At 64.0% G+C, this 25,449-nt stretch carries 28 protein-coding genes; 8 read left to right on the top strand and 20 right to left on the bottom strand.

What is annotated here, in order from left to right; genetic code table 11:
- Nucleotides 1–8: 8 nt before the first annotated feature.
- The 4 genes from AKL29_RS20320 to AKL29_RS20305 all read right to left on the bottom strand — a co-directional run bounded on the left by AKL29_RS20320 (nucleotide 9) and on the right by AKL29_RS20305 (nucleotide 4,509).
- Complete coding sequence (locus tag AKL29_RS20320) at nucleotides 9–1,895, bottom strand: TRAP transporter large permease (RefSeq protein ID WP_050385360.1); 1,887 nt, start codon at nucleotides 1,893–1,895, stop codon at nucleotides 9–11.
- A gap of 40 nt (nucleotides 1,896–1,935) precedes the next feature.
- Nucleotides 1,936–2,955, bottom strand: a complete 1,020-nt coding sequence (locus tag AKL29_RS20315; RefSeq protein ID WP_050385359.1) for a TRAP transporter substrate-binding protein — start codon at nucleotides 2,953–2,955, stop codon at nucleotides 1,936–1,938.
- A gap of 640 nt (nucleotides 2,956–3,595) precedes the next feature.
- Nucleotides 3,596–4,204: a cysteine hydrolase family protein gene (locus tag AKL29_RS20310; protein WP_050385358.1), complete on the bottom strand. Its 609-nt coding sequence runs from the start codon at nucleotides 4,202–4,204 to the stop codon at nucleotides 3,596–3,598.
- A gap of 101 nt (nucleotides 4,205–4,305) precedes the next feature.
- The gene (locus AKL29_RS20305; protein ID WP_028331989.1) at nucleotides 4,306–4,509 is read right to left on the bottom strand and encodes a CsbD family protein; all 204 of its coding nucleotides are present in this window, start codon (nucleotides 4,507–4,509) and stop codon (nucleotides 4,306–4,308) included.
- A gap of 252 nt (nucleotides 4,510–4,761) precedes the next feature.
- Here AKL29_RS20305 and AKL29_RS20300 point away from each other — a divergent pair, with 252 nt between their 5' ends.
- The 3 genes from AKL29_RS20300 to AKL29_RS20290 all read left to right on the top strand — a co-directional run bounded on the left by AKL29_RS20300 (nucleotide 4,762) and on the right by AKL29_RS20290 (nucleotide 7,154).
- Entirely contained in the window at nucleotides 4,762–5,250 is a 489-nt protein-coding gene (locus AKL29_RS20300; protein ID WP_028331988.1) for a YciE/YciF ferroxidase family protein, read from the top strand.
- An 87-nt stretch (nucleotides 5,251–5,337) separates the two neighbouring features.
- Nucleotides 5,338–6,585: a DUF763 domain-containing protein gene (locus AKL29_RS20295; RefSeq protein ID WP_050385357.1), complete on the top strand. Its 1,248-nt coding sequence runs from the start codon at nucleotides 5,338–5,340 to the stop codon at nucleotides 6,583–6,585.
- A 137-nt stretch (nucleotides 6,586–6,722) separates the two neighbouring features.
- Nucleotides 6,723–7,154, top strand: coding sequence for a CBS domain-containing protein (locus AKL29_RS20290; protein ID WP_050385356.1), 432 nt, complete (start codon nucleotides 6,723–6,725; stop codon nucleotides 7,152–7,154).
- Nucleotides 7,155–7,345: 191 nt separating this feature from the next.
- Here AKL29_RS20290 and AKL29_RS20285 read toward each other — a convergent pair whose 3' ends face one another.
- The 13 genes from AKL29_RS20285 to AKL29_RS20220 all read right to left on the bottom strand — a co-directional run bounded on the left by AKL29_RS20285 (nucleotide 7,346) and on the right by AKL29_RS20220 (nucleotide 18,159).
- Complete coding sequence (locus tag AKL29_RS20285) at nucleotides 7,346–7,675, bottom strand: four-helix bundle copper-binding protein (RefSeq protein WP_028331985.1); 330 nt, start codon at nucleotides 7,673–7,675, stop codon at nucleotides 7,346–7,348.
- Nucleotides 7,676–7,684: 9 nt separating this feature from the next.
- The gene (locus AKL29_RS20280; protein ID WP_028331984.1) at nucleotides 7,685–7,909 is read right to left on the bottom strand and encodes a hypothetical protein; all 225 of its coding nucleotides are present in this window, start codon (nucleotides 7,907–7,909) and stop codon (nucleotides 7,685–7,687) included.
- A 53-nt stretch (nucleotides 7,910–7,962) separates the two neighbouring features.
- Nucleotides 7,963–9,045 carry a YihY/virulence factor BrkB family protein gene (locus AKL29_RS20275; RefSeq protein WP_050385355.1) on the bottom strand — a complete coding sequence of 361 codons (1,083 nt, stop codon included), beginning with the start codon at nucleotides 9,043–9,045 and terminating at the stop codon, nucleotides 7,963–7,965.
- A 2-nt stretch (nucleotides 9,046–9,047) separates the two neighbouring features.
- Nucleotides 9,048–9,551, bottom strand: a complete 504-nt coding sequence (locus tag AKL29_RS20270; RefSeq protein WP_050385354.1) for a hypothetical protein — start codon at nucleotides 9,549–9,551, stop codon at nucleotides 9,048–9,050.
- 108 nt (nucleotides 9,552–9,659) lie between these two features.
- A complete protein-coding gene (locus tag AKL29_RS20265) occupies nucleotides 9,660–10,082 on the bottom strand; it encodes a hypothetical protein (RefSeq protein ID WP_050385372.1) in 423 nt (140 codons plus the stop codon).
- 25 nt (nucleotides 10,083–10,107) lie between these two features.
- A complete protein-coding gene (locus AKL29_RS20260) occupies nucleotides 10,108–10,329 on the bottom strand; it encodes a hypothetical protein (protein ID WP_050385371.1) in 222 nt (73 codons plus the stop codon).
- 33 nt (nucleotides 10,330–10,362) lie between these two features.
- On the bottom strand, nucleotides 10,363–11,211 hold the full coding sequence (locus AKL29_RS20255; RefSeq protein ID WP_050385353.1) for a hypothetical protein: 849 nt from the start codon (nucleotides 11,209–11,211) through the stop codon (nucleotides 10,363–10,365).
- Nucleotides 11,212–11,477: 266 nt separating this feature from the next.
- Nucleotides 11,478–11,732, bottom strand: coding sequence for a hypothetical protein (locus tag AKL29_RS20250; protein WP_028331979.1), 255 nt, complete (start codon nucleotides 11,730–11,732; stop codon nucleotides 11,478–11,480).
- A gap of 361 nt (nucleotides 11,733–12,093) precedes the next feature.
- Nucleotides 12,094–12,294 (bottom strand): hypothetical protein, encoded by a 201-nt coding sequence (locus AKL29_RS20245; protein ID WP_028331978.1) that lies wholly within the window; start codon nucleotides 12,292–12,294, stop codon nucleotides 12,094–12,096.
- A 303-nt stretch (nucleotides 12,295–12,597) separates the two neighbouring features.
- Nucleotides 12,598–13,344 carry a Crp/Fnr family transcriptional regulator gene (locus tag AKL29_RS20240; protein WP_050385352.1) on the bottom strand — a complete coding sequence of 249 codons (747 nt, stop codon included), beginning with the start codon at nucleotides 13,342–13,344 and terminating at the stop codon, nucleotides 12,598–12,600.
- Entirely contained in the window at nucleotides 13,345–16,515 is a 3,171-nt protein-coding gene (locus AKL29_RS20235) for a CheR family methyltransferase (protein ID WP_050385351.1), read from the bottom strand.
- 364 nt (nucleotides 16,516–16,879) lie between these two features.
- A complete protein-coding gene (locus tag AKL29_RS20225) occupies nucleotides 16,880–17,149 on the bottom strand; it encodes a hypothetical protein (RefSeq protein WP_028331974.1) in 270 nt (89 codons plus the stop codon).
- Nucleotides 17,149–18,159 carry a chemotaxis protein CheB gene (locus tag AKL29_RS20220; RefSeq protein ID WP_050385370.1) on the bottom strand — a complete coding sequence of 337 codons (1,011 nt, stop codon included), beginning with the start codon at nucleotides 18,157–18,159 and terminating at the stop codon, nucleotides 17,149–17,151. Before AKL29_RS20220 ends, AKL29_RS20225 begins: the two co-directional genes overlap by 1 nt.
- Before the next feature lie 97 nt (nucleotides 18,160–18,256).
- On the opposite strand from AKL29_RS20220, the gene AKL29_RS20215 reads away from it, so the two are divergent.
- Nucleotides 18,257–18,682 (top strand): response regulator, encoded by a 426-nt coding sequence (locus tag AKL29_RS20215; RefSeq protein ID WP_050385369.1) that lies wholly within the window; start codon nucleotides 18,257–18,259, stop codon nucleotides 18,680–18,682.
- A gap of 119 nt (nucleotides 18,683–18,801) precedes the next feature.
- On the top strand, nucleotides 18,802–18,981 hold the full coding sequence (locus tag AKL29_RS20210; RefSeq protein ID WP_244482219.1) for a hypothetical protein: 180 nt from the start codon (nucleotides 18,802–18,804) through the stop codon (nucleotides 18,979–18,981).
- A 417-nt stretch (nucleotides 18,982–19,398) separates the two neighbouring features.
- On the opposite strand, the gene AKL29_RS20205 is transcribed toward AKL29_RS20210, so the two are convergent.
- From AKL29_RS20205 to AKL29_RS20195, 3 genes are all read right to left on the bottom strand, one after another.
- Complete coding sequence (locus tag AKL29_RS20205) at nucleotides 19,399–19,578, bottom strand: hypothetical protein (RefSeq protein WP_028331971.1); 180 nt, start codon at nucleotides 19,576–19,578, stop codon at nucleotides 19,399–19,401.
- A 236-nt stretch (nucleotides 19,579–19,814) separates the two neighbouring features.
- Nucleotides 19,815–20,009 carry a hypothetical protein gene (locus tag AKL29_RS20200; protein ID WP_028331970.1) on the bottom strand — a complete coding sequence of 65 codons (195 nt, stop codon included), beginning with the start codon at nucleotides 20,007–20,009 and terminating at the stop codon, nucleotides 19,815–19,817.
- Between the two features lie 380 nt (nucleotides 20,010–20,389).
- On the bottom strand, nucleotides 20,390–20,737 hold the full coding sequence (locus AKL29_RS20195) for a response regulator (protein ID WP_028331969.1): 348 nt from the start codon (nucleotides 20,735–20,737) through the stop codon (nucleotides 20,390–20,392).
- Between the two features lie 650 nt (nucleotides 20,738–21,387).
- Between AKL29_RS20195 and AKL29_RS20190 the strand changes: the two genes are divergently transcribed.
- The 3 genes from AKL29_RS20190 to AKL29_RS20180 all read left to right on the top strand — a co-directional run.
- Complete coding sequence (locus tag AKL29_RS20190) at nucleotides 21,388–23,799, top strand: phosphoketolase family protein (RefSeq protein WP_050385350.1); 2,412 nt, start codon at nucleotides 21,388–21,390, stop codon at nucleotides 23,797–23,799.
- A gap of 3 nt (nucleotides 23,800–23,802) precedes the next feature.
- The gene (locus tag AKL29_RS20185) at nucleotides 23,803–24,987 is read left to right on the top strand and encodes an acetate/propionate family kinase (RefSeq protein ID WP_050385349.1); all 1,185 of its coding nucleotides are present in this window, start codon (nucleotides 23,803–23,805) and stop codon (nucleotides 24,985–24,987) included.
- A gap of 42 nt (nucleotides 24,988–25,029) precedes the next feature.
- A partial coding sequence (locus AKL29_RS20180) for a DUF6496 domain-containing protein (RefSeq protein ID WP_244482218.1) occupies nucleotides 25,030–25,449 on the top strand: 420 nt, incomplete at its 3' end.

Genomic DNA, 25,449 nt, shown 5'->3' with positions numbered 1-25,449 from the left:
AAGGTGCTTTACAGGAAGCCGATCGATATCCAGGGGAAGATGGCGACGATGATCAGGCCGATCAACAGCGCCAGCATGTAACCCCAGATCGGCCGGATACCCTCGGCCGGATCGACGCGCCCGATGGCGCAGGCGGCATAATAGCCGACTCCGAACGGCGGCGCGAACAGGCCGATGCCCATCGCCAGGATGATGATCATGGCGTAGTGCACCTCGTGGACGCCGACCTGGTGCGCAATCGGAAACAGCAGCGGCCCGAACAGCACGATCGCCGGGATGCCCTCGAGCACGCTGCCGAGGATCACGAAGGCCAGGATCGAGACCGCGATGAAGGTCGCCGACCCGCCCGGCAGCCCGGTCATCGCCGCCGCCAGCGCCCGCGAGAAGCCGGACTGGGTCAGGCCCCAGGCCATGCCGGTCGCGGTACCGATGATGAACAGGATCGCCCCCGACAGGCACGCCGTGTCGATCAGCATCGGCAGCAGTCGCCGCCAGTTGAACTTGCGGTAGATCAGGAGGCCGATGACGAAGGCGTAGACGATGCCGATGGTCGACACTTCGGTGGCGGTGGCGATGCCTTCGACCACGGCGTAGCGGATCACGAAGGGCAGGGCCAATGCGGGCAGGGCGAACACGAACGCCTTGCCAATCTCGCTGCCGGTGGCGCGCTGGACGTGGCTGCGGTCTTCGCCGCGGTAGCGCCACCACACCAAGCCCGACAGCGTGATCGCCAGCACCACACCCGGCAGCAGGCCGCCGGTGAACAGCGCCGAGATCGAGACGCCGGTCACCGAGCCGATCGTGATCAGCACGAGGCTCGGCGGAATGGTTTCGGTCTGCGCGCCGGTGGCGGCGAGCAGGGCGACCAGATCGCCCGGCTTGGCGCCGCGCTGCTTCATTTCCGGGAACAGCACGGGCGCGACCGCGGCCATGTCGGCGGCCTTCGATCCGGAGATGCCGGAGACCAGATACATGGCGCCGACCAGCACGTAATGCAGGCCGCCGCGGACATGACCGAGCAGGCTCGCCAGGAACGCCACCATGGCCCGCGCCATGCCGGTCATCTCGATCAGGAGACCGAGGAAGACGAACAACGGCACCGACAGCAGGATCAGATGGCTCATGCCCTCGTCCATCCGACCGACCAGTACCATCAGCGGCGTCCGCGTGGTCAGCGCCAGATAACCGAAGATCGCCATGCCGAAGGCAAAGCCGATCGGCACGCCGGCGAACACGCAGAAGCCGACCACGCCGACGAAGAAGATGACCAGATTGAGGTTGCCGAGCGGCCGCAGCATCGGCTGCGCCAGCCAGAACGCGCCGATCAGCGCAGCCACGGTCAGCGCGGCCAGCAGGAAGGTCTTGACATCGCCGACCCGGGCCAGCCGCAGCAGCGCGAACAGCGCCATCAGGCAGGTGCCGACCGGCAGCGCCGCCGCGCGCCAGGTGTTGGATATCTGCAGCGCCGGCGTCGTGATGAAGCTTTCCTCATAGGCGTATTCATAGGCCGGCCGCACGATCAGGATCAGGAACGCCAGCGCGGCGCAGGTCGCGACGACGTCGAGATAGGCCCACAGCCGCGGTCCCGCGCTTGCGACCAGCGCCGTCATCCGCATGTGCTCGCCGCGGCGGAACGCCACCGCCGAGCCCAGCATCGCGAGCCACAGGAACAGGATCGATGCCAGTTCGTCGGACCAGATCAGCGGCGCATGGAGCACGTAACGCGACACCACGCCGGCGAACAGGATCACGACCTCGGCGACGACAAGGATCGCCGCCGGGATTTCGACCAGCATCCCGAGCGCCGCGTCGATGGAGCCGAGAATGGAGCGGCGGCGAGGGGGCTGCGACGCCGCCTCGCCGGCCACGGCCGGCGTCATCTCGACATGAGCCATAGCAAATCTCCCGCTGGCAAGCGCCTCCTGCTTTGATCGATCAGGACAGTTTGCCGACGGACTTCTCGAGCAGATCCCAGGCCTTCTCGCCGTACTTGCCCTTCCACTCGGCGTAGAAACCGGCGGCGCGGAGCTTGTCGCGGAACGGCCCGACCTCGGGCTGGTTGAAGACGAGCCCCTTGCCCGTGAGCTCCTGCTTTACGGTGGCGTTCAGCTTCTCGGTATCCTCACGCTCCTTGACGGCCGCCGCGTTGACGTTCTTGGCGACGATGGTCTTGATATCGTCCGGCAGCGCCGCCCAGGCCCGGCGGTTCATCAGGAACCAGAAGCCGTCCCACATGTGGTTGGTCATCGAGCAGTATTTCTGCACCTCGTAGAGCTTCGCTGCCGAGATCAGCGCCAACGGGTTTTCCTGGCCTTCGACGATCTTGGTCTGCAGCGCCGAATAGACCTCGCTGAAATTGATCGAGGCGGGCGATGCATCGAACGCCTTGAACATCGAGGTCCATAGTGGCGACACCGGCACGCGAATCTTGAAGCCCTTGAGATCGTCGGGACCGGTGATCGGCTTGGTTGACGACGTGGTCTGGCGGAAGCCGTTGTCCCAGATCTTCTCCATGACCTCGAGGCCGGCCTTGTTGATCTCGCCGCGCACATAGGCGCCGAGATCGCCGTCCATGGCCTTCCAGACCGTGGGATAGTCCGGGAATGCGAAGCCGATGCCATTGATCGAGGCGCCCGGCACCAGGGTCGCCAGGATCAGGCCGGACAGCGTGAAGAACTCGACGCCGCCGGAGCGCACCTGGCTCAGCATGTCGGTATCGGAACCGAGCTGGCTGTTCGGGAACACCTGCAGGTCAAACCGGCCGTTGGTCTCGGTCTTGATCGCCGCGGCCATCTCCCGGGCACGCGCCACGAACGGATGCGACTCCGGCAGATTGTTGGCGAACTTGTAAGAGAACTCGGCCGACTGGGCGCGCGCGACATAGGGCGCGCCAATCCCGCCGAGGACGGCGGAAGCGGCGGAAACCTTCAGCAGCGTGCGTCGTGAAAAGCTCATTGGTTGCTCCCTCAAGAGGCTTGTTGTTGTTCTGAGATGCCATCCTATACGGACCTGATGCCGCGGGGTCACCAGCGATCTCTGCACAGCTGGGGCTTATTGCAGCGTCCGTACGCGGCGGCAATATCGGCTTTCAGATGAGATGGGCGCGCGTGGATCGCTGCGGCGTCAGCACGAGCCCGACGAACGGCTTGGACACATCAGCACACATGCCAACTTGCGGATTGGTGCGAAGATTTCCCACTAAATATCTGATCCAATTGTAGATATGGATATTCCATAATATACCTTATGCGAATTACGGATATGGGCCTGGCCACGATCGCCGGCAGCTTTTCCGTTGCTCCGCTAACCTTCGCCGCAAGGCCGAGAATCAGGAACCTTGGTACCGTCTGGCAGATTGACGGCCCAGTCCTGCCTTCCAGCGGCTGGGCGATGCGCCGTATCCGCCAGGCACGCCTGCCTCGACTTGTGCGGTCCGGTCATCCCGATCGTCTCGCATGGTCAATCGCTGGCAGGACCAGAACGGCTGCCCCGCAGCTACCCATCCGCCAGCGTCAGCTCAGCCCCAGGAAGCAGGTATTGCCACCCCTGCTCCGATCGCCCTGATACCAGTACCTCGCTTCGGCGCGTTGTCGCTTCAGTCGTCGAGGGCCCACATCCGGAGGATGTCGGCCGTGGACGCCACCTCGATCTGGATGCTGAAGCGTTCGGCATAGAGCTGCAGCAGCGCGTCATGGCTTTGATCGGAAGAGCTGCATAGCGCGTCCTCGGCCACGATCACCCGATAGCCGATATCGATCGCGGCCAGTACGCTGGCGAGCACGCACACGTCGGTCTCGCCGCCCGACACGATCACCGTATCGATCCCGTGCTCATCCAGATGAGCCTGCAGGCGCCCATTGCCGAACGCGTTATAGATCGGCCGGTCGACGACGGCAGCCGGCGGCACACAGGCAGCGAGCGCCGGCACGAGCTCGATCAACTCCGGATCGAGCCGCTCGCGGGTCACGCATTCCCATTTCTCGTAATAGGCCCGCCAAATCCCTCGCGCGTCGTGCTTCGAGCGCGGCGGAATAAAGCGGGTGAATACGGTGCATTCAGGCGCATGCTGCGCCAGCTTGATGATGCGCGGCAGCACGCGGTCCATCCAGGGCGTCGCCCAGGGCGCCCCGGGCTCGAACAGCCGCTGCATGTCGATGCACAGGTGCGCCGCGCGCGGACCCGGCGGAGTGAGAAGCTGTCCCATCGCTCACTCCTGCGCGCGCCGGCCGGATGCCGTCACACGCAGGATCAGCCGCTCAGGCCGCGAAAGGCCCCGCCGAAGCGGGGCCCGGAATGTGGTGCCGTTCACCATTTCTGGCGGCCGTACCAGTCGTTCACTTCCTTGGCGGCTTGATCCTTGGCATAGCCGTAGCGCTGTTGCAGACGGCCCTCGAGCTGGTCCTGCTTGCCGTCGATCACATCGAGATCGTCATCGGTGAGCTTGCCCCACTGCTCCTTGACCTTACCCTTGACCTGCTTCCAATTGCCTTCAACACGATTCCAATCCATCGCGGTTCTCCCTTGAACGATGAGACCGACCAACGGGCCGGTCGAGGCTTCGTTCCGAAGCCGCGTTGCGGCAAGACTTCGCAATCAAGACTTCGCAATCCAGACTTCGCAATCCGACCAAGCTCCATCGTGACGCGCTTGAATGCGCGACAGCCGAGAATGCGCTTTGCCGCGCATCGATCGAGGATAGGAACTTGCTTTCCGCACTCGTGTTGGCACTCCGGACTATTCACCCAACTCACGGAGCGACCAATGCCGGACAAGGATCTCAGCGCCCTCTTCCTCGATACCCTCAAGGACATTTATTACGCGGAAAAGCAGATCCTGAAGGCGTTGCCGCGGATGGCCAAGGCCGCCGAGTCCGACGATCTGCGTGCGGCGTTCGAGAAGCATCATGACGAGACCGAAGGACAGATCGAGCGGCTCGAGCAGATCTTCGACCTGATGGGCAAGCCGGCGCGCGGCAAGAAGTGCGACGCCATCGAGGGGATCATCGACGAGGGCAAGGAGATCATGGAGGAGTATGCCGACACGCCGGCGCTCGACGCGGGCCTGCTCTCGGCAGCCCAGGCCGTCGAGCATTACGAGATCGCTCGCTACGGCACCCTGAAAGCCTGGGCCAACCGGCTCAGCATGAAGGATGCGGTTAAGCTCATCGACCAGACCCTGGCCGAGGAAAAGAAGACGGATGAAGCGCTCACCAAGCTCGCCGTCAGCAGCATCAACGCCGAAGCGGCCTGACGAGACGGGCGATGAAGCGACGTCCGCTTAGTACACACGCTCGCATTTGCTGGTAGATTATACGCCGATTCAGCATCCGGGAGCCCAATGGCCCGACGCACCGGCAGCGCCGATCTTCCGCTCCATGGTGGCCGCGTGCCGCCATGGCTGGCGACACGCATGGCGATGCTGGGCGGCATCATCACCCAGGCCATCGTCCACCATTACGGCCGCGACGCCTTTTTGCAGCGACTGTCGCATCCGTTCTGGTTCCAGTCGTTCGGTGCCGTGATGGGTATGGACTGGCACTCGTCCGGCATCACCACCAGCGTCATCGGCGCGCTGAAGCGAGGTCTGGCGCCGCTGCAAGGCGAGCTCGGAATCCACGTCTGCGGCGGGCGCGGCAAGCATTCGCGCCGCACGCCCGATGAACTGTCCGCCCTCGGCGACCGCGTCGGATTCGACGGTGCCGCCCTGACCCGCGCGAGCCGGCTGGTGGCCAAGGTCGACAGCGCCGCGGTGCAGGACGGCTTCGAGCTCTACCTGCACGGTTTCTTTGTCACCGACGACGGCAAATGGACTGTCGTCCAGCAAGGCATGAACGGCGACAAGCGGCAGGCCCGCCGCTATCACTGGCACTCCGAGGGCCTGCGCAGCTTCGTCGACGAGCCGCACAGCGCGATCGACGGCCCGGCGCAGGGCGAGATCGTCAATCTCACCGATCACCGCGCCGAAAGCTCGCGCCAGGCGCAGCTCGATCTGCTCGCTGCGCTTGGGCCGGACGGCATCACGCGCGAATATGCCGAGCTGACGCAGAGCGTGACCGCGCAACCGGATCTCCTGCACCTGATCATGCCCGCGCATCACGACGTGCGCTCGAGCGACGTGTTCGTCCGCCGCCTGCACGGCACCTTGGCCGCGGCTGCCGATCGCGGGCCGCTGGATTTTCCCGAACTGCTGCTGACGCCCGGCGTCGGCGCCCGCACGGTGCAGTCGCTCGCGATGGTCGCCGAGGTCGTTCACGGGACGCCCTACCGCTTCCGCGATCCGGCGCGCTTCTCGCTCGCCCATGGCGGCAAGGACCGTCATCCCTTCCCGGTGCCGATCAAGGTCTATGACGAGACCATCCGCGTACTGAAGTCGGCCGTGCAGCAGGCAAAGCTCGGCCGCGATGAGGAGATGCAGGCCTTGAAGCGGCTCGATGATCAGGCCCGCAGGTTGGAACGAACCGCCACCGGCCCCTCCTTCGAGGCGTTTGTCGCGAACGAGCGCGCCCATTCGCCCGCACTCGACGGCCGCTCGGTGTTCGGCTGGGAAGCCGACCTTGCCGAGCGCAACGGGATCACCAAGCCCTAGTAGGACCGCGGCCGGCCGGCGCCGACATGTCGTTCCCGGAGGACGCCTGCGACCTGGCCGCGGCGACAATGTTAGGAACGCCGTTCCGGGCGGCATCGTTAGGCCGTTGACGCAACCAGCCAAATGGAGAGGCTACCATGAAGGTTTGCGACGCGATGACACCTGACGTCCAGCTATGCACCCCCGACGATACGCTCCGCGATGCCGCAGAGGCGATGGCAGCGCTCGGTGTCGGCCTGCTGCCGGTTGCCGATAGCGAGCGCCTGGTCGGCATGATCACGGACCGCGACATCGCGCTTCGCGGCATCGGAATGGGTCGCGGCCCCGACTCGCGGGTCGGCGACGTCATGACGGCCGAGGTGAAGTATTGCTTCGAGGATCAGGAGCTCGAGGACATCGCGCAGAACATGGGTGCGATCCAGGTTCGGCGCTTGCCGGTGCTGAGCCGGGACAAGCGCCTGGTCGGAATCATCGCCCTCGGGGATATCGCCCTGATCCAGGCCAGCGATGGTACGGGCATGGCGCTCAGCCGGATCTCACGCCCGACCACCCAGCACGCGCAACTCTAGATCTACTGGCTCCGCTTCGCGGCCCAGGCTCGCAAAAGCCCAGCTCGCGAAGCGGAGCGTCAGGTGCGCCAATGGCCGACTATGTACCGTGGATCGTGATTGCCGCCGGGGTCATCGCCCTGATCGTCACGGCGCTGCTCTGGCGCGCCCACTACGTCAGCTCCGATTGACCGAACAAGGAGCCCGCGCCGTCAGGCCGCCATCTTGCGGCAGGATTCCGCGCAGGCACGGCACATCGCCACGCATTCGTCCATGCCGCCGACGCGCTCGCAATCCTCGGCGCATTCACCGCAAATCTCCGCGCATTCCCGGCAGGTGTGCTTGTGGTGCGGGGTGTTGATCAGCATGAAATGGGCCGCCGTCCGGCACATTTCCGCACAAGCCATCATCAATCGGAAATGCGCCGGCTCGACATGCTTGCCGCCGGTGACGAGACAATGGTTCATGGCCGTGCCGAGGCAGGTCCTATAGCAGGACAGACAGGTCTCGACGCATCGGTTCATTTCCTCAGAGAATGCCATGTCGATACCTCACGCCTGCGCCAGCAGCTGGCGCAGGTAGCAGAGTCCATCAAGGGTCAGCTTCGACTCGCGGACCTCGCCCTGCGCGATCTCGGCTTCGAGGAAGGTCTCAAGCTCGGGAAGCGCGCGGTCGAACCTGTCCGCGATGCCCATCAGCTCGCAGGTTTGCTTGATCCGCTCGATCGGTTTTTCCAGCACGTTGATCTCAACCATTTTTGCATAAGCCCGGGTCATGCCGTTGGTTCCTATGCTCATTGCCGGATGCGCTGCTGCGGGATCTGCGCCGGCTAGGACGCCCTGCCGACCGTGTCGGCCATGGTTGCGCCACGCGCTCCGAGCGGCTTGCGGTGGCCCTCGGTCGAATCGAGCATGGTCTGATGCTCGATCTCTGAATTCAGCTCTGCCCCGCACAGCACGATGATGGCGGACATCCACATCCACGTCATCAGACCGATGGCCGCCCCCAGCGAGCCATAGGTCGCGTTGTAATCGCCGAAGTTCGCCAGGTACCAGGAGAGCAGCACCGAACCGGCCAGCCACAGCACGGCCGCTGCAACGGCGCCGACGCTGAGCCACTGCCAGCGCGGCCTGGTTCGGCTCGGGCCGTAGCGGTACAGCACCGCGAGCGCGGTGAGGAGCAGGAGCACCAGGATCGGCCACCGTCCGAACCGGATGACGAGTTCCGCCGTCGTGCCCAATCCGACCTGCTGCAGCAGAAGCGGGACGACGACCACCGCTCCGACCATCAACATGATGGAAATCAGTCCGGCGATCGTGAACGAGAGGGACATCAAATTGAGTTTGACGAAGCTGCGCTTTTCCTTCTCGTCATAGACGACGTTGAGCGCATCGAAGATCGCCTTCATGCCGGCATTGGCGCTCCAGATCGCGATCAGTAGGCCGGCGGCAAAGGTCAGGCCGAGCGTCGAGGTCCCCTTCGCGAGCACGCGGGCGATCTGGTCCTGGACGATCGCAAACGAGCCTTCCGGCAGCATCAGCGCCAGGCTCTGCAGGTTCGATGAGATCGTGGACGGATCGGCGAACAGGCCATAGCTCGAGACCAGCGCGGTGATCGCCGGGAAGATCGCGAGCAGGCCGTAGAACACGACGCCGGCCGCGGTGGCCAGCAGGCGGTCCTCGTCGATCTGCTGATAGGTGCGCAGCAGAATGTCCTTCCAGCCGGCAGCCGGAATCTCGAGCGGCGTGTCAGCGAGCCGTCCACGATCCCGGGTTTCGGCCAGCGCGGGTTCGACGGCCTGCTCCCGAGCGGACCGCCGCTCCGATCGGGACAGCTGGCGAGAGATCGCCAGGGTCGCCAGAGCCGTTGCACCGGCGAGCATCAGGTCGTTCGTCCAATTGCGCGGCGCCATCGCTAGTCCTGGATCGCGTCGCGCTGACGCCGGGTGCGCGATGCAGCAAACCAGCCGACAAGCATGATTGCAGCCCCGGCGGCCAGCGCACGGGTGGTGGGATCTACGCTCGCCCCTGCTCCCGTCCGAGTGGTGGCGATCAGCCGCGCGGCGACGGGCACTGCGATCGCGCGCTTGAGCATGTCGGCCTGTCGGCCCGGGCGCGGCGCGGCCGGCGCAGGACGCGCGAGCAGCACGCGGCCCATGATCAACCCCACGATCCCGAGGAGGACAAAGACGCCCCCGATCGCGGCATATGCGATCCAGATGCCGTAGTGCACTTCAAGGGCGTGGAAAGCCGCGCCAACCCCGATCCCGATCGCGATCAGAAGCGAGACCGCACCTGCCAGCATGAAGCTGCATGCAAGTGCGTAGCCGGTCACCAGGCGCCCCAGCCATTGCCGCAAATCCGCAAGGTAGGAGCGGAAGATCAGGCTCAGCGAAGACGGCCAGGTGTTGACGCGCATGACGAGGTCCGTAGCAAGTTGGCACCCGACAACCCGGCAGGAAGATCGACGTTCCTCCCCCGGCAACGCGCGACAGTTCGCGCCCTGCGGGATAGCGCGGGCCGAGCGCTAACTGACCGGAGGGAGATTTGCGCGCGGCGGCATGGAGCTCGGGAATGGCTTCGCGACCAAGAGCGTCGCGCGTTCGTCGGTTTCGAGCGCGATCTTCTGGGCAAGCATCACGTCGCCCGCCGCCAGCGAGCCGACGGGCCGGAAGCACCAGCCCAGCACGATGCGGCCGCCGCCGTCCATCTCATAGACGTTGGTCGAGGTGCCGTAGCAAATCCGGTATCGCTTGCCGGACTCCGAGCCGATGACGTCGAAGCGCTTATACTTTTCGAACTGCGCCCGCTGCTCGGGTGACAGCCACGCGGACAGCAGCGCAAGTCCGCGCGCCTCGATTCGTTCATACGCCTTCCAGCGATCCCAGATCGCGGCCAGCGTCGCACCCAGCGTGCCGGCAGCGCGCCGGAGCACGGATCGCAGGGACATCTCGCGCAGACGGGCGAGCATGGCGTCAGCCGCCGACCAGCCTCGGATAGAACAGGGTTTCCTCGGCGGTCGGATCGAGCGCGCGGACCAACTTCGCCTCTCCGGTCGCTTGCCGGATTGCCGCGGTGTAGCCATCCGACGTGAGCTGGGTGAAGCGCGCATTCGCCCAGGCCAGCTGCTCACTGTTGTCGGGATCGAACTGCTGTCTCGTGTCGCCGGAGTGATCCATCACCAAGATCGTTGCCATCATCGTCTCCCTTGAAGGACATTCACAACTGCATCAGACAATCGGCACGGCCGTCGTCGGCCTGCCGCCCATCCACTCCGGCAGCGCGGCGCCGTCGCGGTGACGGCCGCCCGCGCCGGCCGCGGCCCACGCGGCGACCGCACCGAACAGCAGCGCCGCCGCAACCGAGAACGCCAGAATCACCGCGCTGCGCCGCGACCGCTGGATGGCGGTCCTGGCATCGCCCATCACGCTGTCGACGCGCTTCTCCGCGTCAGCCGCAGACAGACCAGTCGCGGCCGCGACCTGCTGGATCAGATAGCTGCGATCGTCGGCGCTGACGCCGCTGCGGCCGGAGCTCGTCAGCAGGATGCGGCCCGCCTCCGCCCGCTCATAGCCGATATCGATATTGGCCGGACGCCGCTGCGACCGGTACAGGCGGTCGAGCTCGGCGCTCAGCAACGGCTCCGCGGCCGTCGCAGATGGCCGGTTCTGGACCACCGGGCGCGCGGTCGACAGCCCAACCAGCGCGACGATTGTCGCACCGAGGATGACGGCGAGCGCCCAAGCGGTCAGGCCGTGAAGCCCGTCGCGGCTGTCGATCTCGTCGGATGGCGTCGCGCCGATCACGCGCTGCGCCCGACCGGCGATGTAGCCGCCGACGCCGAAGCTCACCAGCGCCTGCAGGATCAAATACAGCCCCGACAGCAACGCGAGCGCAGCCGATGCATCGCGCCATGACGGCGAGCTTGAACTGACACCCAATCCGACCGCCGCGCCGAAGCCGATCAGGATCACCGACAGCGCCGCCGCTGCCAACGCGCCGGCAATGACCGGGCTCCATTGCAGCCGAAGCCCGGTCCTGTTGGCGGCGGACACAGCAAGCCCTCGCTCGTTATCCATGACGCGCCTACCGCAGCCCGAAGAACGACAATATCGCCAAAATGACCACAATCAGTCCGACCAGATAAATCAACTGGTTCATGCAAACCTCCTCCGTCCATCTCGTCCTGACAATCTGGTGGAGAAGCCAAGGTTCCTACGGGGACGAACGGGCGCGATGCAGCAAGCCAATAACGCGATGCAGTAAGCCAATAAAAAGGGCCCCGCCGAAGCGAGGCCCTCATTGGTCGTCGCGATCTGCTTATCGCGACGCGCGACCAGCACCGTTAGTCGTCGTCCCAGTCATGACCACGGATCACGAAGCCGCGGTCGCGGTAGTAGTCGCGATGATGGTTGTACCAGCCGTGGTGCCAGCCCCGGTCATGCCGGTATACGTCGACGCGCGGGCCACCATAATATCGATCCCCGTAGTAGCCGTGGTCGCGGCCGACATAGATGCCCACACCCTGCGCGCTCGCAACGGTCGGTGCCGCTATCGAGAGTGCCGCAACCGCGGCAAGAGCGTAAGTAAGCTTCGTCATGGCATCCTCCTTTCTAGTACGCCGTGATAACAACCGTCGTCCGCGCATGTTGCAGGAACAGGATCGGAACTTTCCTGAACGTTCCTTCACCATCATGGCGGCTGGACGTGACCGGCGGACCAGATCGAGGAGCCATCGACGCGCTCCGCTCGACCGCTGTGGCTCCGCTCCCACCTGTTCGACACAAGTGACCCCAGCTCAGAGGTGAAGAGCTGGGGTCGTAGCGGGGTTCTCCTGGTTGCGCTGACGGCCGGTCGGCGCGTCAGCTCGCGAGAGCATGCGCGTCGCAGTCGGTTCCGGCACTAACGTCTGCAAATGTGCGACGCACAATCGTGCCGCTGCGATTGCCCGATCAGACTGCTTAGCGCCACATGCTCGGGGCGGTGCGCAACGCGGCCTGGCCTGCGATGCGCAGCTCATCGATTGACGAGCGTCCCTCGCGAATGGCCTGCAGCAATCCGGAAGCGACGTTGGTCCGCTTCGTCGTATCCGAGCGCGGCACGCCTCCGCAGACCTCGTCGAGCACCGCGCGAAGCACTGCCGCCGTCTCTCCATCGAGCATGATTGCCTCCCTGCCCTCGTGGATTGAACCGCATCGTAGCGCGAGACCGCGCGAGAGGAGTTCAAGTATGTTAACAGTCGTATCCAAATCTTGCGCGGCCGACCGTCGCGCTGTCTTCGTCGTGACAAATCACTGTCATGTTCAGATCGTCAGTGCGCTCTGCAAAATGACGCGCGCCCGCGTCAGTCCCGCTGCGACATTTCAAGGATCGCGTCGGCGAATGCCTGCGGCGCCTCATGCGCCCGCCGCACCCGCATCCGTCGCGATTTCAGGGGGAGCAGCATAGAGCCGGCTTGCCGCGTCTCAGCCGTGCCGCTTGGTGTGCAGATAGTCGGCCGAAAACAGCGCCGTGTCCTTGAGCAGCTTCAGGTCGTTGATCGTCAGCATGCGGTCGCGCAGCACGATCAGGCCGGAGCCGCGCAGCTCCTGCAGCGTCCTGTTGACATGGACCACCGACAGGCCGGTGGCATCGGCGAGATCCATCTGCGTGACCGGGAACAGGCAGGAATCGCCGTCGATCATTCCGATCGGCAGCAGGCGCTCGTAGAGTTCGCACAACAGATGCGCGACACGCTCCAGCGCCACTCGCCGCCCGATATTGACCGTCCATTCCCGCTGGATCGCGCTGCTTACCATGGTTTCGCACCACAGCGCCTCCTCCAGCGTACGGTCGCTCGCAAGCAGCTGCTCGAACGCCGGACGCTTGATGTCGGCATAGGTGACCGGGGTCAGTGCGCCGATCGAATGATCCATCACCGACAGCAGATAGACGCAGGCGTCGCAGCTGTCGCCCGGCAGGACGAAATTGACGATCTGACGGCGGCCGTCCGCCAGCGTCTTGTAGCGGCAGAGCCAGCCCGACAGGATGATCCTGACGCTGTCGACCGGATCGCCTTCGGTGGCGAGGTCTTCGCCCGGGCGGGCGCGATGTAGCCCCTCCTGGATCGCCTGCTGCAGCAACGCGATCCCGCGTTCGGACAATTGCCGCATGGCGTTGAGCCGCCGGATTACCGGCTGCGCCAGATTTCCCTCGAGGATCGGGGGATGCATCTAGCTCCCCATGCTCGGCGTATGGATGGCTTGCGGGCTCATTGGTATCGCGATCGTGCAGCGGAGTCCCGACGGATTGAACTCGAGCGTGGTCTTGCCCTTGAACTCGAACGCCAGCGTTCGCTCCAGGAGATCAGACCCAAATCCCCTGCGGCGCGGCGGCGTGACCGCGGGTCCGCTGCGTTCGTGCCAGTCGAACACCAGTTGTCGCGGCTCGGCCGCATCATCGATGCGCCACGAGACGTCGATGCGCCCGGCGGTCTGGCCCAGCGCGCCATATTTCAAGGCGTTGGTTGCGAGCTCGTGGATCGCCAGCGCGAAGGTCTCCGCGGCCTTGGGCTGCAGGCGGATCCTGGGACCTTTGACCTTCAGTTGCTCGTCTTCCTTCGCGTTGTACGCAAGCAATTCCTCGACCACGAGATATTCAAGGTCGACGCCGCCCTCCGGATCGCGGGTCACCAGCGACTGGGTCCGCGCAAAGGCGTTGAGGCGTCCATCCAGATGCGACGCATAGTCCTCGACGCTCGCGCTGGTCTCGGCCGAGCGGCGCGCGATCGAGCGGACCACGCCGAGCGTGTTGCGGACGCGATGCTGCAGCTCGGCGAGCAGCAGCCGCTGCCGTTCCTCCGCCCGCGTGATCGCGGTGACGTCGATGAAGGTGATCACGACGCCGGCGATGAAATTGTCGATGCTGCGATACGGCAGGATGCGCACGATATAGCGCGTGCCGCTGTCGGGCGCGGTCAGCTCGCGCTCGGCGCTCGCCAGCGTCCGCAGCACGCGCCGAACATCGTCGTAGAGCTCCTCGATCGGGATACGCGCCTTGATATGCGCGATCGGGCGGCCGACATCGGTCTCGACCAGATGCAGCAATTGCGTGATCGCCGGCGTGAAGTTCATCACCTTCAGATCGTTGTCCAGGAACACGGTGGCGATCTGGGTGCTCTCGAGGAAGTTCTTCAGGTCGCTGGTGGCGCGGGTCAACTCCTGCACGCGGTGCGCCAGCTCGCCGTTGACGGTGGTCAGCTCCTCATTGACCGACTGCAATTCCTCCCGCGAGGTCTCCAGTTCCTCGTTGGCGGATTGCAGTTCCTCATTGAGCGATTGATATTCCTCGTTGGAGGATTTCAATTCCTCGTTCGTACTCTCGAGCTCCTCGATCGTAGCTTGCAGCCGCTCGCGGGTGGCGCGCAGCTCGCTTTCCAGCCGCTCGACATGCTCGGTCCTGACCAGAATGTTGGGATTGGTTTCGGCGTGCTCCGCCTGCCGGATCGGGCCATCCTTGAACAGGACGACGAAGTTGCGATGACCGGCAGGGCCGTCCTGGATCGGCTCGACCGTGATATCGACCAGCACGCGATGCCCGTTGACGCCGAGTTGCACCTGCTCGGCATGGGCGGCCTCATTGATTTCCGCGGCACGGCTGAGCGCCGTGCGCAGCTCCAGCCTGAGATCTCGATGCACGAGTTGCAGCAGATCGAGCGTCGCCGTGCCTGCGGTCGGCTCGATATAGCGGCCGGTGCGGCCGGAGAAATGCAGGATATGAAAGTGGTCGTCGGTGATCACATAGGCCGGCGCATAGCGCTCTGCGATGCGTTGGGCGCGCCGCTCGAGGCCGACATCGTGACCAACGGCGCGCACCGGCGGCACGTCGATCGCGGCCCGCCCGGTCGCCGTCGTGATCGGAAACTCCGGCGGCAGCCGCGTTCCGGTCTCGAGCCTCTTGAAGATGCGCGCGCGCCGGTCGACCGGCGCGAACAGCTTCGGATGTCGTGTGACGTTCTCGGAATTGCCGAGAAACAGGAACCGGTCCGGCAACAGCGCGAAGTGGAACAGCGGGATGACGCGGTTCTGCAGCTCGCCATTGAGGTAGATCAGCAGATTGCGGCACGAGACCAGATCGAGCTTGGAGAACGGCGCGTCCTTGATGACATTGTGCTGCGAGAAGATGCACATCTCGCGCAGCTCCTTGACGACGCAGTAGGTGTCGCCTTCGCGCACGAACCAGCGCGCCAGCCGATCGGGCGTCATATCGTTCTCGATGCTGGTGCGATAGCGCCCGACGCGCGCGGCGGCGAGCGCGCGCCCGTCGATGTCGGTCGCGAAGATCTGCACCTGCGGCACCGAGTCGAGACCGGCCATATGCTCGCGCAGCAGGATGCCGATCGAATAGGCCTCTTCGCCGGTCGCGCAGCCAAGCACCCAGACACGCACCTGCTGGCCGGCGCCCTTTCCTTCGAACATCTTCGGGATGATCTGGGTTTCCAGGACATCGAACTCCTTCTTGTCGCGGAAAAATTCCGTGACGCCGATCAGGAGGTCGTTGAACAGATGTTGCGCCTCGTCCTTGTCGTTTCTCAGGAAATCGACATAGGCGGAGATGTCGTCGATCTGCACCACCTGCATGCGGCGCTGGACGCGACGCAGGAAGGTATTCTGCTTGTAGCCGTGGAAATCGTTGCCGGTCTTGTTGCGGAGGATATCCGCAATGCGCGCAAGCGAGGTTGCTGCCGCGGCCAGCACCTCGTCGAACCCCTGTTTTTCCTCGAGCCGGCGCAGGTGGCGGGCATAGACGTCGATATGCTCGGGAATGGCCTCGGGCGGCAGGACAAAATCCGCGATCGCGGCGGCCGAATTGCCTTCCTCATGCGGGTTGGATTCGCCCTCCCCGATGCGCTCGGCGATCGCCAGGCCGCCATGATCCTTCAGGGTCGCGACCCCGAGCGTGCCGTCGCCACCGGTGCCGGCCAGCACCACGCCGATCGATTCCTCGGCGCGCTCCTCCGCCAGCGACACCAGGAAGCTGTCGATGGTGGCCCGCTCGGCGCGCGCCTGCTCGGCGCGCCGCACGGCGAAACGGTCGCCATGAACGGTGGTGATCATGTCGGACGGACACAGATGGATCACGCCGCCCTCGACGAGCTGTCCGTCGCTGATCTCGGACAGTCGGGCGCCTTCCGATCGCTGCAACGCCTCGCGCAACCGGGTGTCCTCTATGGCATCCCGGTACTGCAACACAAGCACGACGGCCTGATCCGGATTGAGCCTCAGTTTCGAGAAGAACCGCTCGATGCTGTCGAGGGTGCCGGCGGACGCGCCCACACCGATGATCAGCGGCGCCTTGGACTGGCGCTCTTCGTCTCCGCTCTGGGGTTGGCCAACATCATCCATGATTGCAGCGGCTCTCATTCTCCTGCTGGCGTCTCGCCCGCGTCTTTTGATAGCAGAGTTTAGTCCTATCCCAACGGGATAGGTAGGAATTCTCCAACCTCCCGGGAACCTCGAATCCGGGATCGATTGCTCTCCAAAACCGGAAGGGTCATAGTTAGGTGATGGCAGCCGACCCGACCATAGATGGATCCGGAGAGCTCGCGGCCCTGATCAGGCGCGCGGAACGGGCGACCGCAGAAGCCCATCGCCTCATCGACGAGAATGACCTCTGGCGCCGGCGCGTCCTCCAGCAGTTTGACCACATGTTCGAACTTGGAGCGGAGTTCAGGGCAGCGAGGCGCGTGCCCGATCCTCCTCCCAGGCGCTAGTGCCGTGTCACCCGCTCCTCGAGATATGCGACCCGCTGCACGATCAAGGTTCGATGCCGCTCCCACTCGATTAAGGTCTGCTTGAGCAAGCCGACCAGCCGCTCGGCTTGCACAGTGTCGTGACCGGCCCGTTGCAGCCAATCCAGCAGATCCTGCTGGCTGCGCAGCCGCCGCCAGCCCTCCTCGATGTCGATGTCCGCCTTGACCAGCAGCTCGCGCTCGGACCGCAACTGTTCGGCCCAGTTCGCATGCTCAGCGCTGGCCATCACGGTTCCTTCCGCGCCGGTCGTTTCGGATCGAGTGATTGTAGCATGACTCGCCGGATCATATCGGCGTATTCGCGGTATTCAGCGGCGCGCGCGTCATACATTTGCGCGATCGCCGGGCGACCGCTCTGGCGGCCGTCATCGGCCATGCGGTGCACCAGTTCGGCGCGCTCCTCGATGATGCGGAGCGCGACCCGGAGCGCCTCGTCGACCCGGCCTTCCTGCTCCTTGGCGAGCGCGTCGGCCGTATAGGCGTGACCGACCTGACAGCGAAATCGCAGCGGGTGCCCCACCTTGAGCTCGGAAAGGACGCCGCCGCACCCTGGACAGGTCAGGGGCGCGGGATCGGCAATTTCGACCAGCGTATCGCTGCCGACGCGCTCGCCCGCCGCGATCTTCACCTCCAGCACGATCTCGGGCGGGATCGGCAGCACCGCGCCGGCCCGTTCCCGGGCCAGTTCGGACAGCACATCGCCAAGCCGTGCACCCGGGATACAGAGATCGACCGTGGTCGCCTCCAAGGCCCTGAGCGGCATTTCGTCGGACATCGCGTCCCGGGGCTCCTGAACCAGCGCAACTCCACCGCAGCGCTTGATCGCGTTCAGGCCCGCCGCGCCGTCGGACAGCAGGCCGCTAAGCACGACGCCGATCACCCGCGGTCCGTAGTGCAGTGCGGCCGAGCGAAACAGCGCGTCGATCGCCGGCCGGACCAGATTTTCGCGTGGCCCGCGGCCGAGCATCAGGTGGCCGTCCTGGATCAGCAGATGGTGGTCCGGCGCCGCCAGATAGACGTGACCATTTTCGATGACCATGCCGCTTTCCGCCTGCCGGACCGGCAGCTTGCCGGCGGCGCTCGCGACCGTGGAGAGAATGCCGATGCCGTGGGACGGTATGTGCAATACGACGAAGACCGCGGCCGGCAGGTCCGTCGGCAGTCGGCCCAAAATCTGCTTCAACGGTGCCGTCGCCCCAGCCGAACCGCCGATGACGATGATGTCGCGATTGGACATGGAACCTGCCTTTTCCGACATTATTTGCAACAAGACGAGCATTCGTCCTATGTTCCAATTTTGCGACGATATCACGCCGGGTACGGCCGGAATCGACATGTCTGAATTTGCACCTTTGCGCGAACGCTCACTCCTGACCGGACGGCGCGTCCTGATCGTCGAAGACGAATATTTCCTTGCCGACGACATGCGCAGCGCGCTGCGCGCGCTCGGTGCCGATATCGCCGGGCCGGCCGGCGACATCGACGATGCGCTTCGTATCCTTCACGATGGCGGCGTGATCGATGGTGCGGTGCTCGACGTAAACATCCGCAAGCAGATGATTTATCCGGTTGCGCGCGAGCTGCAGGCGCGCGGCGTGCCGATCGTGTTCACCTCGGGATACGACAAGATCGCGCTGAGCACCGAGTTCGCGGACGTCCCGCTGTGGGAGAAACCGTTCGATCATCGCGCCATGGCGCACGGGCTCGCCGGCATGATCCTGCACGGCGATCCCATGAACCAGATTGATCCGCAGGCTTGACCACCCGTCTCACGACGCCTCCGGGCGCGAATATCCGCTCGAGCATTTGCAAATGTTAGTGCGGAGATCTGCAGAGAGCCTCACGATACTGCAGTGACGATATCGGACGGGGGTGCGTAATGACCGAGATCGAAAGACGTATCGAGCTGCTGGAGCAGACGGCCGCAGAACGCGCGCTGATCGCCGACCTCTCGACCGTCACGGAAACCCGCATCCGTAACGCCCAATTGGCAGACGAGTTGCGCCTCGTCGTCGCGCAACTCAGGACCTTGAGGCCTGGTGACGCTCATATTGTCTGATTGTCTCGGCTAACGATCTCCGGCGAACCGGCGGCGTGACGCATCCTCCCATCGTTTTCAGGAAGGACAGCGACACTGCACGATTCAACAGATCGGATCGCGGAATGCCGGCAACTGGCCGACGAAGCCGACCGCAAGGCCTCGACATCCAGCGTCGAAACGACGCGCAAGGATTACGAATTGTTGGCGCGATCCTGGCGACGATTGGCGCTGAGCTACGAATTCTCTGCGCTTCTCGAACGCTTCATCAAAGCCCGCTAAAGCATGATCCGGAAAAGTGCGAAGCGGTTTTCCGAAAAGATCATGCTCAAACAAGGAGCTAAGGCGCGATGACGATTCAACCTAATCTCATCCCGCTTTGGTCGGCCTACCGACCGATCGGGACATTGCCCGTGCCCGGCCCCACCAGCGAGAGCCCTACGTGCTGTTGTCGCGGTGAGCTTTGATCTCCATGCGCGCGCTCGCGGAATTACGCACCGATTGCCGCAGCTCGGCAAGCTGATCGTCTCGCTGATCGGCGAGCGATTTCTTTTGTGCGCGCAAAGTGTGACTTTCTTCGATGGCAAGCTGAGCGCGGGCGAACAGGGGATCGATCATCGGCGAAACATGCCACTCGATCGCTGCGTCCGCCCTGTCATGGGATAAGTCGGGGGCAGGTTTACCCAGCAAGCGGTGCGACAAACATATCAGTCCATGAGACTTCGAAAATTGTTCGAGCGCACGTTCGGCGCTCGCATCGATGCGGGCTCCATAGCCTGATAGTTGGCGAGCTGGTCCCCGTAATTGCCATCCCGCATGGTTCCGCCTCCGCAAGGTTGCGAAAGCAACGCAAGTTAGGATTTCAGGTTCCCGTACTGGCTTTCCTCTTGCGGAAAGGGTTCCTGCGTTTTACGGCCCAGAAACGTGCTGGCGGGACTTTCGGCGAGGAGTTTGCGTGCGTGGCCGACGACCCGGCTCGTCCGCCGGGCATCGTCCAGATCCGGATCGTGGGAATTGGAAAGGCGATAGATGTGCCGCTCGTTGGGCATGGGCGCGCTCCCTGGTTATGCAGGCGGGAGCACAATCGGTCTCTCAGCCACCGACGCCTACGGCAGAGCCTTGGCCGATGATGAGGAGACAACAAACCTCGGCCAGGAAAGTTGCCAACAAAGTGCTGTGTTGGGAACCACAGCGCAAAACATGCGGTGTCGTCCCTGCGTAGCCGCCGACGTCAGTTGGCTTGCTGTGCTGGAGCCACAGCCTGTGTCAACAACGCAGCCCTGTGGTTATGGGTCCCTGCTTTCGCAGGGACGACGTGTGGAAAGAGCAGCGAGCTCTCATTCTCTTTGGTGCCATTGCGCACGGGGGGCCGGGACCCAACGCCGCTGCGCATCCCGGCGCGCCCATCGATCAGCGTTCAGCTCGCCAGCTATCCGGCGACGTTCATCTGCTTGCACAGCATCCCGAGAGCTTCCGCACACCCGCGCGGCTTGGTCACCACCGGGAGATGCGCATACTTCTCGGGCAGCGTGCTGGCGTCGTAGCCGGTGTACAGGGTGACCGGTGTTCCCATCGCAAGCAGGGCATCGATCAACTTGTAGGACGAGGTTCCATTGACGTTGATGTCGATCAGCGCGCCAGAGGCTCCGGAAGCGTGCGGGCGGGCTTCGTCGATCGAAGCGAACGGGCCGACGACGTGATAGCCGGCCTGTCGTGCCAGCGCGGCACAGTCATCGGCAATGAAATACTCGTCTTCCACGATCAAGATCGTACGCATAGCAGCACCTCTGCCAGTTGCGCGGATGATCGAGGTGTTAACGTTGTCGCGCTGGTTGGGTTTCCCGACGCGCGCCGTTCCGCGCACCTTCAGGACAGCGACTATGGCCTATTTCAGAGGGCGGGGTATTTCGACGCCGAGGTGGGACTGGTCCCGTTTTCAGGCACACGCCGTCAGCTACCGGCCACCAGCAACCCAAGGTACAGCCAGAGTACAATTGTCACGGTCATCGTTGCTGCGAAAAAGTAGCGGTCGATGAGATTCATCAACTGTACCTTCGGCTGACTATGGCGGATATCGAATCGCGGTCGAAACATCATTCGCTGTCGCTTGTCATCTCTCTGCCTGGTTCCGGCATTTACATATGAGAGATCGGTGATCCCGCCCGGAGATGCCTTGTTTGCCGATGTCGAAGAACAAATCAGTCGCCGTCACCGCTAGGCTGTGCGGATGCGCCGCTCCAAGGCGGCAAAGGAAGGAACGAGGATCGGCGCCTGCGGTTGGAGCCGGCGAACGCAATGCATCAGCCAAGAACCGCCGCCACTATCGCTGCCCGACGTCCCGCCCGGCCTCGCCATCAGTCGAGCACGATCATCACCGGACGGATCAACCTGTAGCTGTTGTGATTGTTTTGGGAAGGAGTTGGCTCCATGAAGGCAACGATCGAACAAAGAACGACCGCCAGCAATCTCGACCTGCTCGACCGCTACTGGCGCGCCGCCAATTACCTTTCGGTCGGCCAGATCTATCTTCTCGACAATCCGCTGCTCGGCGAGCCGCTGCGCAAGGAACACATCAAGCCCCGCCTGCTCGGCCATTGGGGCACCACGCCGGGCCTGAATTTCGTCTATGCCCATCTCAACCGGGTCATTCGCGCGCTTGATCTCAACGTCATCTACATTTGCGGTCCCGGACATGGCGGTCCGGGCATGGTGGCGAACACTTATCTCGAAGGCACCTACAGCGAGATCTATCCCGACATCGGCCGAGACGCGGACGGTCTGCGCAAACTGTTCCGGCAGTTTTCCTTCCCCGGCGGTATCCCAAGCCACGCGGCACCGGAAACGCCCGGCTCCATTCATGAAGGTGGCGAGCTCGGCTATTCGCTGGTCCACGCCTATGGCGCGGCGTTCGACAATCCGGATCTGATCGTGGCCTGCGTCGTCGGCGACGGCGAGGCGGAAACCGGTCCGCTTGCTGCATCGTGGCACTCGAACAAGTTCCTGAATCCCGCGCGTGACGGAGCGGTGCTGCCGATCCTGCATCTCAACGGCTACAAGATCGCCAATCCGACGGTGCTCGGGCGGATGGGCGACGAGGAAATCCGCAGCCTCTTTCGCGGCTACGGACATGAGCCGCTTTTCGTCGAGGGCGACGATCCGATGCCGATGCATCGCGCCATGGCTGCCGCCCTCGATGACGCGCTTGCGGCAATTCACAAGATCCAAACCGAGGCGCGAGGCGGCAAACGATCGGAGCGGCCGCGCTGGCCGATGATCGTGCTGCGCAGTCCGAAGGGCTGGACCGGTCCGAAGGAGGTCGACGGGCTCAAAGTCGAGGGCTTTTGGCGCGCGCACCAGGTACCGATCGCGCAAGTCCGCGACAACCCCGCGCATCTCAGGCTGCTTGAAGACTGGATGCGCAGCTACCATCCCGAGCACCTGTTCGACAAGGATGGTGCGCTGATCCCGGAGCTCCAGGCCCTCGCCCCGACCGCGAACCGCCGGATGGGCGCCAATCCGCACGCCAATGGCGGCCTTTTGAAACGTGAGCTCCGGCTGCCGGATTGCCGCGCATTTGCCGTCGACGTGAAGCATCCGGGTCAGACGGTCGCCGCAGCGACCCACGAGCTCGGAAAATACCTGCGCGATGTCCTCAAGCTGAATGCGGATGCCGGCAATTTCCGCATCATGGGGCCTGATGAAACCGCCTCGAACCGGCTGGATGCCGTGTTCGAAGCCACCGACCGGGTCTGGATGGAGCCGACCGAGCCGTATGATGTCCATCTCGCTCAAGACGGCCGCGTCATGGAAGTCCTCAGCGAGCACCTCTGCCAGGGCTGGCTGGAGGGCTATCTATTGACCGGACGTCATGGCTTCTTCTCCTGCTATGAAGCGTTCGTCCACATCGTGGATTCAATGTTCAACCAGCACGCAAAATGGCTGAAGGTCTCGCGCCAATTGTCGTGGCGGCGTTCGATCGCTTCGCTCAACTATCTGCTGACGTCGCATGTCTGGCGCCAGGATCACAACGGCTTCAGTCACCAGGATCCTGGCTTTGTCGATCTGGTCACCAACAAGAAAGCCGACATCGTCCGTGTCTATTTCCCGCCCGACGCCAACACGCTGCTATGGGTCGCCGATCACTGCCTGCGAACCTACGATCGGATCAATGTCATCGTCGCCGGCAAACAACCGTCCGCGCAATGGCTTTCGATGCAGGACGCCGCCACCCATTGCGATGCCGGCATTGGCATCTGGACGTGGGCCGGAACCGAGGATGCCACACGCGAGCCCGATGTCGTGATGGCTTGCGCGGGTGACGTTCCGACGCTGGAGACGCTCGCCGCCGTTGATCTGCTGCACAAGGCCCTCCCCGACCTCAATATCCGCGTGGTCAACGTCGTCGACCTGATGACGCTGCAGCCGAGGCAACAGCACCCTCATGGCCTCAGCGATCGCGACTTCGACAGCCTGTTCACGCGCGATCGCCCCGTCATATTCGCCTACCACGGCTACCCATATCTGATCCACCGGCTCACCTATGGCCGGGCCAATCACGACAACATGCACGTGCGCGGCTTTGTAGAGGAAGGTACGACGACCACACCTTTCGACATGGTCGTTCTCAATGGGCTCGACCGCTATCATCTCGCGATCGAGGTGATCGAGCGCGTGCCGGGGCTCGCCACCAGGGCCGCACAGATCAAGCAAGGATACCGGAACGCCTTGATCGCGCATGCGCGATATGTGCGCGAGCATGGCGAGGACATGCCGGAGGTTCGAGACTGGGTCTGGCCGAACGGCACTGCCGGCGCCACCCCTGCCAAATCCGGCGGTTGAGCCATGCCGACGTCCGATGCGGTTCTGGTCGTCAACTCCGGCTCGTCGAGCATCAAGTTCGGCGTTTTCGATGCTTCGCATGCCGATCCTGCGCTGCTCTGCAAAGCACAGATCGACGAGCACGAGGGCGCGTCGCGATTGGTCTTCACCGATCCGGCCGGCCGCGCGTCGTTCGCGTTGGAGCAAGCCGAACCAGATGCGTCGCCCGATCGGCTGTTCGCCGATGTCCTGGCACGGATCGAACATCATCTTGGCGAGCGGTTGCGTGCCGTCGGACATCGCGTCGTACACGGCGGCCGCGAATTTCCGCGACCGGTCGAGGTCAATCGGACGGTGCTTGCCGTCCTCGACGCCCTCACCCCGCTGGCGCCGCTGCATCAGCCTCGCTGCCTGACGCCAATCCGGGCAATCAGCGCGATCCGGCCGGAACTGATGCAGGTCGCATGCTTCGACACGTCGTTCCATCATGGCATCGCGCCACCCGTCAATCGGTTTGCGATCCCGAGACATCTCGAACGCGCCGGCATTCGGCGCTACGGCTTTCACGGCCTCTCCTTTGAATATGTCGCAGGCCGCCTTGCCGACATCTCGCCGGAGTTTTCCGCGAAGCGCACCGTGGTGGCGCATCTCGGTAATGGCGCGAGCCTTTGCGCCATGCGCAACGGCCGGAGCATCGACACCACGATGGGTCTGACGCCTCTCGACGGCCTGGTCATGGGGACCCGTTGCGGCACGATCGATCCGGGCGTTCTGCTTTACCTCCAGCAGCGGCACGGCATGTCGGTCGACGACCTTGAGCAGCTGCTTTATCACCAATCGGGCCTGCTCGGCGTTTCGGGCGTGTCCTCCGACATGCGTGTCCTGCTCGCAAGCCAGGAGCCCGCCGCGAAGGAAGCGGTTGATCTCTTCGCGTTCCGCATCGCGCAACAGGTCGCCGCGATGGCTGGCACGCTGGGCGGATTGGAATGCCTGGTGTTCACCGGCGGCATCGGCGAGCACGCGAGCGAAGTTCGCACCCAGGTCTGCGACCGACTCGGATGGCTGGGTGTCCAGCTCGATCCATCCGCCAACACCGCGGCACAGCTGCACATTGCTTGCGAGGACAGTTCGGTGGACGTGCTCGTCATGGCGACAAACGAGGAAGCAGCGATCGCTCGCCACTGCGCAGCCTTGATCTCGGGAACCTAGGATCGACGAGAGGCGCTCCTGCGGCAGTGGCCGCATCGATGCTTGAAGGACCGTTTCCTTGAGCCGGACGTTGATGTCCCGGAAACCGAAATCGGCAACGGGAGAACGATGATGCCGGAACGAAAGACGATGCAAAAGGCCAGACAGGACCGGCGCGCGGGAAAGTCGACGACCACCCAGGCGGGCGAGTTCGTGCACGAGGAAATTCGCAACGTTCGCCGTGGCAAGCACGGAGCGCGATCTTCCAAACAGGCCATTGCAATCGGCCTGTCGAAGGCGAGGCGCGCGGGCGTTGCGCTTCGACCACCCAAGAAAGGCGCGGCCAAGGCGACCACTCGCAAGAGCGCGGAGTACGCCTATGAGGCGGGCCAGGGCAAGCGAAAGACCAGACGCAGGCCGCGCGTCTCGCGAGCGGTGTCCAACGTCCTGAAACGGGAACCGCGCAGCGCGGCGTCGCACACG

It is taken from the genome of Bradyrhizobium pachyrhizi, assembly GCF_001189245.1.
Taxonomy (GTDB): Bacteria; Pseudomonadota; Alphaproteobacteria; order Rhizobiales; family Xanthobacteraceae; genus Bradyrhizobium; species Bradyrhizobium pachyrhizi.
The sequence above is the reverse complement of the archived record's forward strand: the minus strand, read 5'-3'. Positions and strand labels throughout refer to the sequence as shown.

What these genes read in the sequence shown, in the direction of transcription:
- AKL29_RS20320 (WP_050385360.1), bottom strand. Translation starts at nt 1,895, where the DNA reads ATGGCTCATGTCGAGATGACGCCGGCCGTGGCCGGCGAGGCGGCGTCG.
- AKL29_RS20315 (WP_050385359.1), bottom strand. Translation starts at nt 2,955, where the DNA reads ATGAGCTTTTCACGACGCACGCTGCTGAAGGTTTCCGCCGCTTCCGCC.
- AKL29_RS20310 (WP_050385358.1), bottom strand. Translation starts at nt 4,204, where the DNA reads ATGGGACAGCTTCTCACTCCGCCGGGTCCGCGCGCGGCGCACCTGTGC.
- AKL29_RS20305 (WP_028331989.1), bottom strand. Translation starts at nt 4,509, where the DNA reads ATGGATTGGAATCGTGTTGAAGGCAATTGGAAGCAGGTCAAGGGTAAG.
- AKL29_RS20300 (WP_028331988.1), top strand. Translation starts at nt 4,762, where the DNA reads ATGCCGGACAAGGATCTCAGCGCCCTCTTCCTCGATACCCTCAAGGAC.
- AKL29_RS20295 (WP_050385357.1), top strand. Translation starts at nt 5,338, where the DNA reads ATGGCCCGACGCACCGGCAGCGCCGATCTTCCGCTCCATGGTGGCCGC.
- AKL29_RS20290 (WP_050385356.1), top strand. Translation starts at nt 6,723, where the DNA reads ATGAAGGTTTGCGACGCGATGACACCTGACGTCCAGCTATGCACCCCC.
- AKL29_RS20285 (WP_028331985.1), bottom strand. Translation starts at nt 7,675, where the DNA reads ATGGCATTCTCTGAGGAAATGAACCGATGCGTCGAGACCTGTCTGTCC.
- AKL29_RS20280 (WP_028331984.1), bottom strand. Translation starts at nt 7,909, where the DNA reads ATGACCCGGGCTTATGCAAAAATGGTTGAGATCAACGTGCTGGAAAAA.
- AKL29_RS20275 (WP_050385355.1), bottom strand. Translation starts at nt 9,045, where the DNA reads ATGGCGCCGCGCAATTGGACGAACGACCTGATGCTCGCCGGTGCAACG.
- AKL29_RS20270 (WP_050385354.1), bottom strand. Translation starts at nt 9,551, where the DNA reads ATGCGCGTCAACACCTGGCCGTCTTCGCTGAGCCTGATCTTCCGCTCC.
- AKL29_RS20265 (WP_050385372.1), bottom strand. Translation starts at nt 10,082, where the DNA reads ATGTCCCTGCGATCCGTGCTCCGGCGCGCTGCCGGCACGCTGGGTGCG.
- AKL29_RS20260 (WP_050385371.1), bottom strand. Translation starts at nt 10,329, where the DNA reads ATGGCAACGATCTTGGTGATGGATCACTCCGGCGACACGAGACAGCAG.
- AKL29_RS20255 (WP_050385353.1), bottom strand. Translation starts at nt 11,211, where the DNA reads ATGGATAACGAGCGAGGGCTTGCTGTGTCCGCCGCCAACAGGACCGGG.
- AKL29_RS20250 (WP_028331979.1), bottom strand. Translation starts at nt 11,732, where the DNA reads ATGACGAAGCTTACTTACGCTCTTGCCGCGGTTGCGGCACTCTCGATA.
- AKL29_RS20245 (WP_028331978.1), bottom strand. Translation starts at nt 12,294, where the DNA reads ATGCTCGATGGAGAGACGGCGGCAGTGCTTCGCGCGGTGCTCGACGAG.
- AKL29_RS20240 (WP_050385352.1), bottom strand. Translation starts at nt 13,344, where the DNA reads ATGCATCCCCCGATCCTCGAGGGAAATCTGGCGCAGCCGGTAATCCGG.
- AKL29_RS20235 (WP_050385351.1), bottom strand. Translation starts at nt 16,515, where the DNA reads ATGGATGATGTTGGCCAACCCCAGAGCGGAGACGAAGAGCGCCAGTCC.
- AKL29_RS20225 (WP_028331974.1), bottom strand. Translation starts at nt 17,149, where the DNA reads ATGGCCAGCGCTGAGCATGCGAACTGGGCCGAACAGTTGCGGTCCGAG.
- AKL29_RS20220 (WP_050385370.1), bottom strand. Translation starts at nt 18,159, where the DNA reads ATGTCCAATCGCGACATCATCGTCATCGGCGGTTCGGCTGGGGCGACG.
- AKL29_RS20215 (WP_050385369.1), top strand. Translation starts at nt 18,257, where the DNA reads ATGTCTGAATTTGCACCTTTGCGCGAACGCTCACTCCTGACCGGACGG.
- AKL29_RS20210 (WP_244482219.1), top strand. Translation starts at nt 18,802, where the DNA reads ATGACCGAGATCGAAAGACGTATCGAGCTGCTGGAGCAGACGGCCGCA.
- AKL29_RS20205 (WP_028331971.1), bottom strand. Translation starts at nt 19,578, where the DNA reads ATGATCGATCCCCTGTTCGCCCGCGCTCAGCTTGCCATCGAAGAAAGT.
- AKL29_RS20200 (WP_028331970.1), bottom strand. Translation starts at nt 20,009, where the DNA reads ATGCCCAACGAGCGGCACATCTATCGCCTTTCCAATTCCCACGATCCG.
- AKL29_RS20195 (WP_028331969.1), bottom strand. Translation starts at nt 20,737, where the DNA reads ATGCGTACGATCTTGATCGTGGAAGACGAGTATTTCATTGCCGATGAC.
- AKL29_RS20190 (WP_050385350.1), top strand. Translation starts at nt 21,388, where the DNA reads ATGAAGGCAACGATCGAACAAAGAACGACCGCCAGCAATCTCGACCTG.
- AKL29_RS20185 (WP_050385349.1), top strand. Translation starts at nt 23,803, where the DNA reads ATGCCGACGTCCGATGCGGTTCTGGTCGTCAACTCCGGCTCGTCGAGC.